This is a genomic window from aff. Roholtiella sp. LEGE 12411 (assembly GCF_015206995.1).
Classification (GTDB): Bacteria; Cyanobacteriota; Cyanobacteriia; order Cyanobacteriales; family Nostocaceae; genus Komarekiella.
The window spans coordinates 1-13,037 of record NZ_JADEXR010000075.1 but is presented as its reverse complement, the minus strand read 5'-3'; the positions used below and the strand labels follow the sequence as shown (position 1 = coordinate 13,037).

The following is a 13,037-nucleotide window of genomic DNA, read 5'->3' as shown; positions in this document are numbered from 1 at the left end:
CATAGACGCGCCAGCGGCTTACCGCATGGTAGGACAAAGGACAAATGACAAATGACTAATCAAAATAAAACAGCGTTACCACTTTTCGTTGTTCTTCTGCATCTCCACAAGTTTGCAACAAAGTACGACTATCGTGAAATGCAAAGCAGATTAGTTGCTGGCAACGGGAAACAATCTCCTTATTACACAAGTAACTAGCTTCAGCAAGGGAGAGATTATCATTACTGGGATTTTCCACTAGATGCATTACCTGTTCTAGTTGCTGGCGCGATTCATGGGGCTGGCGTTCCAAGCTTTGAGGCAGGATTACCGTTAACAAATTGGGATCAGCCCGCATTGCTCCCTTGATGGCAGCTGAATTAGTACCGATAGCACCAGAGGTAATGACCCGGTTCCCTGACAAAACGAGGGCATAGGTCATCATTTCAATCAGATTCTGATGGGTAATCGGCACATGGCGAGAACCCAGCAAAGCAATTCGTTTAGAACCTGTTTGCTGGATTGTCGCCAGTTCTTGCGCTAATGTATCGAGGTTAATAAGGTCTGTTGACTGGCTCAATGATGGACATAATCAGATTAAACGACCCAGATATTTTACCAAACAGCGTGTAGGTGCGAAGCAAACCTGAGTTAGACATTGCTACAATTTCTCGATTCTTCTGCTCAGTAACTCAATTGCTTGGTTACACCAAGCCAGCCAATGGGTTTCGTAAGTAATGCCATTCAGGAGAGTGAGATAGCGAAATTGTGCTGATTAGGGCAGTTATTGCGGATTTTGAACGCAACGCTGTTCTAAATTTTTGTAAATTTTGGGGTTGCTGAGTGGCCAGATGCGATCGCGTTACTCTTAAAGTTGGCAGAGTACTAATTTACTTCATACATCTGTTTATGCTTGGCTAAAAGCTGGAGATATTTCTCATTAGTCTTTGCTAGTAACCACTTGGCTTTAAATATTGCCGCTGATTCCGCTTTAACTGGATCTACTTCGTAGGGTAAAATCTCTTTTTTTGAGCTTGTATTTTCTGCGTCTTGTTTATATTTTCTGCCGCTTTTATGATTAGCATAACGGCGGGAGCGAGTATAACCCATTTGGATAAACTTCCTTGCCATATCTGCGCCGACAAAATCATCTTGTTCTAAATAAGCAAGAAAAAGCTCATAGATTTTTTCGCTCGACTCTTTGGCAATATCAGGAGTTTTGAATCGCCAGGAAGGAAGAATTTCTGATTTATAAGGTTCTACCAAAAGTACACCCTGCTCACCTTTGCCAACGCGATAGAGTTCAGGATGTTGTCGAAAATCAGTATTTGGAAAGTCTAAAGAATAATCAAATGACATGAGAACTGTTTATGATCAATAATAAACTTTAAGAAAAAAGTTTAACTTCTATCTCAGTACATAAATTCGGTTATATCATGCTATCTAGCCCCAACTCTGTTAACAGTGTCCTAGCTCCGGGTAATCTGCGTAAAGTGCATCACATTGCCCTCAACGTTAAAGATATGCAAGCTTCCCGGTACTTTTACGGCACTATCCTGGGTTTGAATGAACTGACTGGCGACCAAATACCCGCAACCCTGCTCGAACTCGTAGCAGCAGGAAAAGTAGCCAATTTCGTTACACCTGATGGTACGATTCTGGATTTATTTGGTACACCCGATTTGACACCACCAGATCCCAATCCACAAAGGAGTTTCACCAGAGCATACCATCTTGCCTTTGACATAGATCCGCAGTTATTTGAGCAAGCAGTGGTAGTAATCAGAGAAAATAAAATAGCGATCGCACACGGCCCAGTTACCCGTCCTACTGGTAGAGGTGTGTACTTTTACGATCCTGATGGCTTTATGATTGAAATTCGTTGCGATCCAGAAGCTAGTTAAGTTAAGGGTAATAACGGAAGTATTTACTTTGATTGGGAAACTCATGCAGATATTTAAAGTAATCGAACAAACAATTACAAAACCGCCAATTCCACACGAACCATATAAACAATCATTAAAAGCCTGGGCAATGTATTGCTTAAGAGACAAAGGTTTTAAAGTTGTCTATGCACAAAATGCTGACTTTGCTATTGAAACTAAAGGCGCAGAAAAGCTATATTTTAAAGTTTCCAATAGCGCTGATGATTTAGATAATTCTATTAACTGGATAGTTTGGGATAGTACAACCAAAAGTGCTAGCCTGATTACTCAAAAAGCTTAAATTTTCTTTTTCAACCCTACTAAATACTGTTTGTGAAACAAGTTTTTGATTTGACGCCAAGTTAAACCAATAGCTTGAATTGATTTATGGATTTGCTTTTGATTATTTTTTTGCAGATGAAGACCCAATTTTAAAAGTAAAGTTGTTTTTAAATCACAAACGGCTCAAGTTCGCGGTTATACCACTGTGCCCCAATCCGCTCAGCCACTAAAGGTCTGATAACAAACTTGGGTGGACAACCATCTAAAACATCAATCCGCACACATGAATAAGGCAATCGTTTCTGGAAGTTGTAGTCATGGCGACCGACAAAAAGCATTGAATCCGCAACTTTACGGTTGGGTTTCCCGGCAATTTCTGCAAAATTTTCTAGCAATTCAGTCCCCTGTTTTCGTTGATAGCGGGGACGATGACCACTCCCACCAGAGATAATGCAATTAATGTTAGAGTCAGCAAATCCGGTATCAACTGTGCGGAGATATTCCAAACAGTGGGCGTGACCGTTTAAAATCAAATCGACTATTGAACGCTCTTTAACCAGGGAACCGAGGGTTTCAGCTACTTGTTCAAACACCCAGCGCAGGCGATGGCGCACCGCTAAAGTTTGCGCCTGATCCCATTTGGTTGCTTCGGTGACATAGGGGGGATGGTGAAAATAGATGACACGCCCGCGCACCTCGGAAGTATTCCAAGACTCGATTAGCCTGCTTCGCAACCAGTCAAGTTGTTCAAAGTCGATCGCAGGCATTTCGTGAGATGCTAGTTGTTTCTCAATATCGATTTTAATCTCGTTGATTTGGTCGAGTTTGGCACTGAGATCATCGAGTTGTTCAGCTTCGCTAGGCTTATCTGGATTGAGGCGATCGCATATTCCCAAAATCTGCAATTCTTCTTGATCTATTTCCTGGCGACGCTTTTGCAATTCCCGCCGATCAATTTCCCCCTCTTGAGTTGCAGGTAGAGGTGATGGTGTATTGAAGGTATTGGAATCCAAAGCGAAAAAGTCAATCCCGCCGTAACGAAAGGTGTAATAACGATTGGGTAAACGCGTGAAGTGTCCAGGTTCGTATCGCAAACATCGCCCTGTATCAGTCTTAGCAGTATAGTGTTGATCTAAATGACGTTCTAACTCTTGTGGGGAAGATATTGCCCCCTTGTAGTCCAGAAACGCCCGTGCATAAGCATCACCTTGATATGATCCATGCCAACCAATCTCAATGTCTTTGTAGCGTAACAAGCGGCGCAGTGGTAAGGTAGTTCCAGCCACCCAGCGATACATCAGTGGCACATCATAATAATCATGATTACCAAGTACTGGTAGAAACGGCAAATTAAAGACCATGCGATCGTAGGGAATACTTTTAGGGTTTTCGCCGCCTACAATAAATTCTCGGTATGGTTCGATAAAGTTTGTCCGGTAATACTCCTGAGAACCCACCATATAAATTACATCGCCTGTGTGTAATACAAAACGGCAATCATCGCGGTGAGGAAGCATCAGTTCAGCAACCTTTCGTTGGGGGTGGTGTCCATAATGGGATTTAGTACCCGAATCACCGATAACCATAAACGAAAATTCTGGACTATCTTCCTTGCGATCGTCCACAACCATGCAGGTTTGGTCAATTCCTCGTTGCACAATACTTGGATGCATCCACCGCACCCGTTCCTTCATTGTTTGGATTTTTACAGGAATCGGTGGATCGGAAATCAATTTCATGGCTGATAACTCTTAAATGCCTAACGCACAAGCAGATTGTAACGAAATAATAAGGTATATTCAAAACATGAGTCCTTTTACCTTTCCTCTTTAAGCGAAACGTATGCCACCCAATACGTTTCGCTTCAGGGAAGAAGATTTCAATTTTTATCCTTTCATTTATAAACGTCGCCTGCTAGTAAAATAAACGTATAAAAAATTCATACTTTTGCCAATAACAACACATCTTCATCAGAAAAATGGGTTTGATGTTTGTGACAAGGCTGGTAGTGGAATATTCTGAGCTGTTATATGAGCATGGATAAGGAAACCACGAATACAGATTTGCAATCAACTGCTTCAGAATTACCAAAGCTAGATTCCGATTACAAACCAGAATCTACCACAGATGTAGCATCCCCACCCAACTGGCATAATCTTTTACAAGGAGTTGCAAAAGCAACAAAAGCCTTGCTGACGAATAGCGATTCCCTAGGGGATAGCTTCTCTTCACACAGCACTGCCATCAATCAAGCCTTAGCTATCCTGGGACAAGCTACCGCAGCACATCGGGTGTACATTTGTGAGTATCATCCTCATCCCGTAACCGGGGAACTTGCTTTGAGTCGTCGATTTGAATGGGTGCAATCGGGTATTACACCACAGCAGCATAACCCACTCTTACACAACCTCAGTCAAAGTGAATTTGACTTGCAAGCATGGTATCAACATTTTACTAGTGGTTATTCTTTCATTGGGATCGCCTCTCATCTATCCCCATCGCAGCAGCGATTGCTGGAATCCTTGCAAGTTAAATCGATTTTATTAGTACCGATTCCTGTTGAGAGCAAAATCTGGGGTTTTATCGGCTTTAGTGATTGCTACCAGGAAAGAGAGTGGTCACAGGATGAAGAAGCAGCGTTGACAACAATGGCGGTGACTTTAGGTAGTATTCTGGCTTATCGCCAAATGTCAAATGTCCTATATGGTGAGCGCCAAAAAGCCCAATTCCAACTTGATGAAAGTGAAGAACGATTCCGGTTGATGGTAGAGGGTAGCGAACAAGTTTTTTTCTTTTTTTACGACAACGACTATAGATTTGAGTATGTTTCGCCTTCAGTATATGCAGTGCTAGGTTACACTCCAGAGGAGTTAGTGGGCAATGTCCATAATTTCATTTTCCATAAATTACCCCAGCCATTAGCTGATGAGTTGACGGGGAAACGCGTAGATACTTACGCCATTCAAGCTCGAAATAAAGATGGTCGGTTGGTAGTGTTAGAAATTGCTGAGTCTGCGATTGTTAGAAATGATCAATTTGTGGGAATACAGGGATTTGCCCGCGATATTACGGATCGCCATCAAGCCCTAGAACAATTAAAAGCCATTGCTAAACGCGATCGCCTCTTAAGAGGAATGGCAGAACGAATCCGGACTTCGTTGGATCTACAAACCATTCTCGATACCACTGTGGCAGAGGTGCGGGAGTTTCTCCAAGCAGACAGAGTATTTATTATCGACACTAACATCCGTGGTTCTGATAATGGAGTGATCGCTGAATCTGTTGCTGGCAAGTTTCGCTCAATGCGGGAGTGGACAAACTGCGAAAATCATGCCAAAGCGATTCAATCTTACTTTAGAGATAAAAATATTGATGTAATTAATGACACAACTGAAATAGATGTTCCAGCGGCGATCGCCCAAGATTTTATCGACTTTCAGATCCGAGCCATTGTGAGTGTACCAATTGTGGTTGCTGACGAGTTATATGGTTTGCTAGTTGCTCATCAGTGTTCCCAAGGGCGTGAGTGGAACACTGATGAGATTGGTTTACTTGATAAGCTATCAACCCCAGTAGCGATCGCCATCCAGCAAGCAAAACTTTACGAAGAATTACAACGTCTAAACACTGGATTAGAACAGCAAGTCGAGGAGCGTACTCAAGAGTTACGGCAAAAATATACTGAACTGGAAGAATTGCAGAACATCAAGGATGAATTCCTCCAAGCCTTTTCTCATGACTTGCGAACCCCAATTATGGGCATCCTGCTGGTGATGAAGAATCTTCATAGCCGTAGCAATGGTGAATCAGTAACAATTGCTCTCGCAATCTTAGAGCGAGTGATTCAGAGTTGCGATCGCCAGCTTGATCTGATCGAGTCATTGTTAGAGGCACACTCCAGCAATGTCAAAGGATTGACAATCCAACAATTGCCATTATCACTGCACATTCTTAGCCAAGCAATTGTCAAAGACCTAGAACCACTGCTCGTAAAAAAACAAGCTACAATTACCAATCAAATTGCAGCAGATTTGCCCTTAGTGGCTGCCGATCCGTTGCATCTGAGACGAGTGTTTGAAAATTTGCTCGCTAATGCCCTCAACCATAATCCACCAGGGCTAAGTCTCACCCTAAATGCCGTAGTAGAGAATGGGATGGTTTGCTGCACAATAGCTGACAATGGCGTCGGAATAGATAGTGATCTATGCGAGCGATTATTTGATCGCTATATCAGAGGTAATCGATCGCAAGCAACAGGTATTGGTTTAGGTTTATACCTTTGTCGGCAAATTATCACCGCTCACGAGGGACAGATTGGGGTAATCAGTGAACCTGGTGCTGGGGCGAAGTTTTGGTTTACCTTACCATTGGTAGGTGGGGGAGTGAAGGAGTGGGGGAATAATAACCCTTAACCCTTGACCCTTGACTCTTGACCCTTGACCCTTGACCCTTGACCCTTGACCCTTGACCCTTGACTCTTGACCCTTGACCCTTAACCCCTAGCTTCCTCAGTTGCATATCAGCTTAGAAGCGATAGCCTAATCCTGCTTGGAAGCTCACAGCATCAGCATCACTGTTTCTGTAGGCGTCAATACCCCATTTGGCATCACCATAGGCGATGACATTTGGGCGAACTTCTGATTCAGCACCAAGGGTGATTACAGGTGCATTTCGATTGCCCAATGGAGTGTTTTGACCTTCGTCTGTCACAAAGGAATAACCACCACCGAAATAAACGTTAGTGTTTCTGGTTATGGGCGCATCGTAAGTCACTATGGGCATAATTGCAGCGGCATCACCACCATATAGCAGGGAACCCCGTAGTGAAAGCGGTGTCTGAGAAATGGCGTACCGTCCTTGAACATTACCACCAAGTTGCGCCTGATCATTTCCTTGTCCACCACTGGTTGCACCAGCAGCAATACCAGCCCCAATGTAGTTGCTATTCGTGCCGATTGGTTGAACTGGTTGAGCGGAAGCAACTCCCGCAGAGAAGACGATAGAAGCAACAGCAAGTGTAGAAGCAGCTAATTTTGTCAGTTTCATAGGATTTTTGTTACCAGAGTTAAGTTAATTTAATGTTCTCTAGTACTAGAATCTCTTTTTTGACCAAATGTAACCTCACGCATTTGGGTCGCCCGATTGGCTGAATTACAATTCACCCAGTGGGGTGATCACACTGGAGATGAGGAGTTGGCAATTCAGGACTATTCCCAGGGGAGGATAAAGGCGATCGCACTTCCATATCTTCTAATGTTTGTAACAATATACTTGTAATTGCCAACCCCATTTCTGAATTCTATAAGCTTTTCAGCAATCGTTTTAGTTGTTCCATTATGTATTACACCCGATATTTTGATACAGCCATTATTCCGAATAATTGTTAATATTTCTTGACTAGAGCTTTGTATTTCATTGCACAAACAAAAATCACGCGACTGGCTCAAAATTCTCAAGTTGAACAAGAAAAAATATATCTAACAGGACTTACGCAAGTGTCATATTTTTAACGCCAGAGGTTGTCCAGAGTCAAAGGTCAAAAGTCCAAAAAACCTTGATTCTTGACCCTTGACTCTTATACCAGAAGCCTTGTGTGCCAGTTGCGTAAGTCCTATCTAATTTAGACTTCTGACTACTTCTTGATGAAATTAAAGGGTAATACTTATGGAAATAGTATCTAAAAACAATTTAACTCTGTCTGCCAAAGAGCGATCGCTCATTCTCTGGTTTGATGAAGTTGGTATCACTGATATACCCCTAGTTGGTGGGAAGAACGCATCGCTAGGAGAAATGATTCAACAGCTATCACCACAAGGTATTGACGTTCCTACTGGATTTGCCACTACCGCTTATGCTTATCGCTATTTCATCCAATCAGCAGAGTTAGAACCAAAGCTACGTAAACTCTTTGCTGACTTAGATATTGAGGATGTCAAAAATTTACGAGAGCGTGGGAAAAAAGCGCGATCGCTATTAATACACACGCCATTTCCGGTAGAATTGCGAGAGGCGATCGCCACAGCTTACCAAGCCCTAAGTGAGCGGTACAATGCAGAAACAGATGTCGCAGTTCGTTCTAGCGCCACCGCCGAAGACCTCCCTGATGCTAGTTTTGCCGGACAGCAAGAAACTTACCTAAACGTTGTCGGTGCTGAAGGAGTTTTAGCAGCTTGCCATAAATGCTTTGCTTCCCTATTTACTGATCGCGCTATTTCTTATCGCCACACCAAGGGGTTTGATCACTTTAGCATTGCCCTTGCCGTTGGCGTGCAAAAAATGGTGCGCTCTGACTTAGCAACCTCTGGGGTGATGTTCTCCATTGACACAGAAACAGGCTTTAAGGATGCAGCCCTAATTACCGCAGCCTACGGTTTAGGAGAAAATGTTGTCCAGGGAGCCGTTAACCCAGATGAATACTATGTTTTTAAACCAACTTTAAAAGCAGGTTTTTGCCCAATTATCAATAAAAAATTGGGTAGCAAAGAACTCAAAATGGTCTATGATGACGGTTCTAAATTCACCAAAAATGTGTCTGTATCAACCGCAGACAGGGGTAAATTTGCTATTACTGACGAAGAGATTTTACAACTAGCACGTTGGGCATCTTTAATTGAAGACCATTATTCACAAGTCCACGGCATCTACACACCGATGGATATCGAGTGGGCAAAAGATGGAATTACTAATCAACTTTTTGTTGTCCAAGCTCGTCCCGAAACCGTCCAGTCACAGAAGACGGGGAATGTGTTGCGGACTTATCGACTTTTAGGACAAGAGGACAAGAGGACAAAAGGACAAAATTCCTCTGTTCCCCCCTCTCCCCAACCTCTGATCACTGGACGTGCAATTGGGGAAGCAATTAGTCAAGGAAAAGCGCACCTAATTTTAGATGTACATAGAATCGACCAATTCCAAGCTGGGGAAGTATTGGTGACAGAAAGAACTGACCCCGACTGGGAACCGATTATGAAACGTGCTAGTGCAATTGTCACCAACTCTGGTGGACGCACATGTCATGCGGCGATCATTGCGCGAGAATTAGGTGTACCTGCGATCGTTGGATGTGGCAATGCTACGGATATCTTAAAAAACGGTCAAGAGGTAACAATTTCTTGTGCGGAAGGGGAAGAAGGAAAAGTTTATGCAGGCTTATTACCTTTTGAAGTTCAAGAAGTCCCTTTGGAGAATTTACCTCGCACTCGCACCCAAATTTTAATGAATGTGGGTAATCCCCAAGAAGCATTAAGTTTGTCTGCGATTCCTAACGATGGGGTGGGTTTAGCACGAACAGAATTTATCATCGCCAACCAAATTCAAATTCATCCAATGGCATTGATTCACTATGACTTGTTAAAAGATGAATTTGTCAAAGCTAAAATTGCTGATATAACCGCACTTTATGACGATAAACCTCAGTATTTTGTAGATAAGTTAGCCCAAGGTATAGGTAGAATTGCGGCGGCATTTTATCCCAAACCAGTGATTGTGAGAACGTCAGATTTCAAAAGTAATGAATATGCCAATTTGTTAGGTGGTCAACAGTTTGAACCCCACGAAGAAAATCCTATGCTAGGCTGGCGAGGGGCAGCACGTTACTATGATCAAGGTTACAGAGAAGCTTTTGCCCTAGAGTGTCATGCCATTAAACGGGTACGGGAAGAGATGGGTTTAACAAATGTCATCCCAATGATTCCCTTCTGTCGCACTCCTGATGAAGGACGTTTAGTGTTAGCAGAAATGGCAAAAAATGATTTAAAGCAAGGCGTTAACGATTTGCAGGTTTATGTAATGTGCGAATTGCCTAATAATGTAATTATGGCTGAAGAATTTGCTGATGTATTTGACGGCTTCTCCATTGGTTCCAATGATTTAACTCAGCTGACGCTGGGTATAGACAGGGATTCGGCACTCGTGGCGCGGTTGTTTGATGAGCGCAGTCAAGGTGTAAAACAGATGGTAAAAATGGCTATACAAGCTGCGAAAAAGCACAACCGCAAAATTGGCATTTGTGGGCAAGCACCCAGCGATTACCCCGAATTTGCCCAGTTTTTGGTTGAACAAGGAATTGACTCAATTAGTTTGAATCCAGATTCGGTTTTAAAGACGATGCTGGAAGTGGCAAAAGTGGAACAGCAAACTCAAGGCTAGGCAATTAGCTATTTAAGGGATGATTTGTAGAGTGTGTATTGCAACTGACAGGCGAAGAGTAGATGTTGTTTACAGTAATTTGCGAGTTTTTAGCTGCTTAATTTCATATAATGACAAGCCTTTTTGAAACTGAACGCTTAATTGTTCGCACTTGGATACCTGAATGCGATGCTGAACAAGCGTTTGAAATCTATAATGACCCGCAAGTGACGCACTTTCTCGGTCAGGCTGCTCGCATCACCACGATTGAGTTGCAGCGTCAACGGTTAATTGAGAACATTGAGCGATCGCGCCGACACCAAGATGGTACTGGATCTTGGGCCATTGTAGACAAACAAACTACAACAATTGTGGGAACTATCCTTCTCAAGCAATTACTCAACAAAGATAGCTTACCCACTCAAGATTATGAAGTCGGCTGGCATTTGCGGCGAGCTTCTTGGGGTAAAGGGTATGCAACAGAAGCAGGGCGAGGTATGCTGCAATACGGATTTAGTGTCCTGAACTTGCCGATGATTTATGCAGTCGTGAAGCCAGAGAATCATGCCTCAATCCGTGTAACCCAAAGACTGAACATGAAACCAATGGGGCGGACAAATAATTATTACGGTATTGAACTGCTCCTATTCCAACTAGATGCGCCTGTGAAGAATAAAGGGGAAGAGTGGGGGAGTGGGGGAGAATAATTAATAACCCTTGACTCTTGACTCTTGACTCTTGACCCTTGACCGAATGGCACTAAGAAAAGATACAGCCCTTGCTCTGACTGGTTAAGAGCCTGGAGGCTGGGAACCCATTCTGGGAGGCTCCGCCTCCACTAGCTTGACAAGAGGCAGAGCCTCTTTAAACACATTCCCAGCCTGGGGGCTGGGAACGAGACGACACAAGCCTTTGGGCTTTTCTTAGTGCCATTCACCCTTGACCCTTGACTCTTGACTCTTGACTCTTAACCCTTGACTCTTGACCCTTGACTCTTGACCCTTGACCCTTGACAAATGACTAAAAAATGGTTCCAAATTGGGATGGTGGCTATATTTCTCCTTTCACTCGCCTTACGGTTTTGGGGACTGGAGCGATTTAATACCCTTGTATTTGATGAAGTTTACTTTGCCAAATTTGGTAATAATTATCTCACTCATACACCATTTTTTAATGCTCATCCGCCGCTGAGTCAATATATGATTGGCATCGGAATTTGGATTGGCAGTCACATTCCTTTTTGGCACGATACAGTAAATGGCCTAACAGGTTCATTGCGATCGCCTTGGACTTATCGTTGGTTCAATGCCCTCACAGGCTCGTTTATTCCTTTAGTTATTGCCGCTATTGCCTATCAGTTAAGTTATCGCCGTAGCTTTGCTTTATTGGCAGGTTTGTTCACAGCTTGTGATGGTTTATTTCTGGTTGAGTCTCGCTATGCCTTAAGTAATATTTATATTGTCATCTTTGGTTTGTTAGGTCAATGGTTTCTATTGTTAGCATTGGATAATCAAAATCAGCGTCGTTCTCTTTGGTTAGTTCTTTCTGGCATTAGTTTCGGTGCATCAATTGCTACTAAATGGAATGGTTTATGGTTTTTATTGGGTGCTTATCTGATTTGGTTAGCAGCTTGGTTAGTTCGGGGAATGCATTCTTTTCCTTCTCTTAAAATCCTTTTTTCATCACTTTCATTTCCCTCATCCCCGTCATTCTCGTTAATAGCACTAGTAAGACAAGGTAAATTTTTTCTCAGGGAGTGGTTTCGCAATTTACACGAGAAACCCCAACCAGTTGCAGTTCAGACACCACTCCAGAATCTGACTCAGCTAAATGTTTTTCAGATGTTGTTTTATCTAGGAATTATCCCAGTTTTAGTCTATAGCATCATCTGGATTCCTCACCTTCAGTTAGATAGAAATTATGGATTTATAGCAGTACATCAGCAAATTTTAAAGTTTCATCTCCAGATGGGTGGTAATAGTCCCAAAGTGCATCCTTATTGTGCTGCCTGGTATCAATGGCCTTTGATGACTCGACCAATGGCATATTATTATCAAACGGCTAAGAGTATTCAAGAGCCTTTACCTGTCATGGGGCCTCCGTTACCTTCTGGTACAGGGAAAATAGTTTATGATGTCCATGCAATGGGTAATCCATTTTTGTGGTGGTTTGGTGTTGCTGCCATTTTGTTTTTAGTAGGGATGCTGGTATCGCAAGTTGTAAATTATTGGATGGAGCAAAAGCGCTTTTCTGTGCCTGCGACTCTTGGTATTGATACTTGGATCGCCCTGTATTTAGTTATCAATTATGCCGCAAACTTGCTACCTTGGGTGAAGGTAACAAGGTGCGTTTTTATTTATCACTATATGTGCGCTGTAGTATTTATATTTATAGCGATCGCTTGGTTTGTGGATCAATGTCTTCGCAGTTATTATCAGCAACTTCGGGTAATCGGTGTCACTATTACTTTTATTATTCTGGCTGCTTTTATTTTCTGGATGCCTATTTATTTGGGTTTACCCCTCAACCCTGAAAGCTATAAACTGCGAATGTTATTTAACTCTTGGATTTGACCTAAATCTCTGCGTCTAAGTTTATTGAAAGCGATGGGAAACTCTATCCCTAGGTGTATGTAGAGGGATAGTCGCCCTGCTGTATTGGGCATTGGGCATTGGGCATGGGGCATTGGGCATTGGGCATTGGGCTTTGGGGATAGGGCATTGG

The 13,037-nt window shown here is 42.8% G+C and carries 11 protein-coding genes and 1 pseudogene; 6 read left to right on the top strand and 6 right to left on the bottom strand.

What is annotated here, in order from left to right:
* Positions 1–55 precede the first annotated feature (55 nt).
* The 3 genes and pseudogenes from IQ246_RS17040 to IQ246_RS17030 form a co-directional block, all read right to left on the bottom strand.
* Positions 56–559, bottom strand: coding sequence for a DNA recombination-mediator protein A (locus IQ246_RS17040; RefSeq protein ID WP_194004539.1), 504 nt, complete (start codon positions 557–559; stop codon positions 56–58).
* Positions 560–640: 81 nt separating this feature from the next.
* Positions 641–739 (bottom strand): annotated as a pseudogene (locus tag IQ246_RS29895) (PadR family transcriptional regulator); the annotation flags it as partial.
* 125 nt (positions 740–864) lie between these two features.
* Positions 865–1,338 carry a DUF4385 domain-containing protein gene (locus tag IQ246_RS17030; RefSeq protein WP_194004538.1) on the bottom strand — a complete coding sequence of 158 codons (474 nt, stop codon included), beginning with the start codon at positions 1,336–1,338 and terminating at the stop codon, positions 865–867.
* A gap of 77 nt (positions 1,339–1,415) precedes the next feature.
* Between IQ246_RS17030 and IQ246_RS17025 the strand changes: the two genes are divergently transcribed.
* A complete protein-coding gene (locus IQ246_RS17025) occupies positions 1,416–1,883 on the top strand; it encodes a VOC family protein (protein WP_194004537.1) in 468 nt (155 codons plus the stop codon).
* A gap of 43 nt (positions 1,884–1,926) precedes the next feature.
* Positions 1,927–2,205 (top strand): hypothetical protein, encoded by a 279-nt coding sequence (locus tag IQ246_RS17020; RefSeq protein ID WP_194004536.1) that lies wholly within the window; start codon positions 1,927–1,929, stop codon positions 2,203–2,205.
* A 148-nt stretch (positions 2,206–2,353) separates the two neighbouring features.
* Here IQ246_RS17020 and IQ246_RS17015 read toward each other — a convergent pair whose 3' ends face one another.
* Positions 2,354–3,925, bottom strand: coding sequence for a metallophosphoesterase (locus tag IQ246_RS17015; RefSeq protein ID WP_194004535.1), 1,572 nt, complete (start codon positions 3,923–3,925; stop codon positions 2,354–2,356).
* A gap of 291 nt (positions 3,926–4,216) precedes the next feature.
* Between IQ246_RS17015 and IQ246_RS17010 the strand changes: the two genes are divergently transcribed.
* Positions 4,217–6,598, top strand: coding sequence for a GAF domain-containing protein (locus tag IQ246_RS17010; RefSeq protein WP_194004534.1), 2,382 nt, complete (start codon positions 4,217–4,219; stop codon positions 6,596–6,598).
* Between the two features lie 112 nt (positions 6,599–6,710).
* Here IQ246_RS17010 and IQ246_RS17005 read toward each other — a convergent pair whose 3' ends face one another.
* Together IQ246_RS17005 and IQ246_RS30945 are read right to left on the bottom strand one after the other, a co-directional pair.
* The gene (locus tag IQ246_RS17005) at positions 6,711–7,232 is read right to left on the bottom strand and encodes an outer membrane beta-barrel protein (protein WP_194004533.1); all 522 of its coding nucleotides are present in this window, start codon (positions 7,230–7,232) and stop codon (positions 6,711–6,713) included.
* A gap of 112 nt (positions 7,233–7,344) precedes the next feature.
* Positions 7,345–7,476 carry a hypothetical protein gene (locus IQ246_RS30945; protein WP_255515592.1) on the bottom strand — a complete coding sequence of 44 codons (132 nt, stop codon included), beginning with the start codon at positions 7,474–7,476 and terminating at the stop codon, positions 7,345–7,347.
* A gap of 374 nt (positions 7,477–7,850) precedes the next feature.
* Here IQ246_RS30945 and ppsA point away from each other — a divergent pair, with 374 nt between their 5' ends.
* The 3 genes from ppsA to IQ246_RS16990 all read left to right on the top strand — a co-directional run bounded on the left by ppsA (position 7,851) and on the right by IQ246_RS16990 (position 12,886).
* Complete coding sequence (gene ppsA, locus IQ246_RS17000; RefSeq protein ID WP_194004532.1) at positions 7,851–10,334, top strand: phosphoenolpyruvate synthase; 2,484 nt, start codon at positions 7,851–7,853, stop codon at positions 10,332–10,334.
* A gap of 110 nt (positions 10,335–10,444) precedes the next feature.
* A complete protein-coding gene (locus tag IQ246_RS16995; RefSeq protein ID WP_194004531.1) occupies positions 10,445–11,020 on the top strand; it encodes a GNAT family N-acetyltransferase in 576 nt (191 codons plus the stop codon).
* Positions 11,021–11,329: 309 nt separating this feature from the next.
* Positions 11,330–12,886: a dolichyl-phosphate-mannose--protein mannosyltransferase gene (locus IQ246_RS16990; protein ID WP_194004530.1), complete on the top strand. Its 1,557-nt coding sequence runs from the start codon at positions 11,330–11,332 to the stop codon at positions 12,884–12,886.
* The last annotated feature ends 151 nt before the right edge of the window (positions 12,887–13,037 follow it).

Coding starts and splice junctions, on each gene's coding strand:
- IQ246_RS16995 (WP_194004531.1), top strand. CDS start 10,445: ATGACAAGCCTTTTTGAAACTGAACGCTTAATTGTTCGCACTTGGATA.
- IQ246_RS30945 (WP_255515592.1), bottom strand. CDS start 7,476: ATGGGGTTGGCAATTACAAGTATATTGTTACAAACATTAGAAGATATG.
- IQ246_RS17025 (WP_194004537.1), top strand. CDS start 1,416: ATGCTATCTAGCCCCAACTCTGTTAACAGTGTCCTAGCTCCGGGTAAT.
- IQ246_RS17030 (WP_194004538.1), bottom strand. CDS start 1,338: ATGTCATTTGATTATTCTTTAGACTTTCCAAATACTGATTTTCGACAA.
- IQ246_RS17020 (WP_194004536.1), top strand. CDS start 1,927: ATGCAGATATTTAAAGTAATCGAACAAACAATTACAAAACCGCCAATT.
- ppsA (WP_194004532.1), top strand. CDS start 7,851: ATGGAAATAGTATCTAAAAACAATTTAACTCTGTCTGCCAAAGAGCGA.
- IQ246_RS16990 (WP_194004530.1), top strand. CDS start 11,330: ATGACTAAAAAATGGTTCCAAATTGGGATGGTGGCTATATTTCTCCTT.
- IQ246_RS17015 (WP_194004535.1), bottom strand. CDS start 3,925: ATGAAATTGATTTCCGATCCACCGATTCCTGTAAAAATCCAAACAATG.
- IQ246_RS17010 (WP_194004534.1), top strand. CDS start 4,217: ATGAGCATGGATAAGGAAACCACGAATACAGATTTGCAATCAACTGCT.
- IQ246_RS17005 (WP_194004533.1), bottom strand. CDS start 7,232: ATGAAACTGACAAAATTAGCTGCTTCTACACTTGCTGTTGCTTCTATC.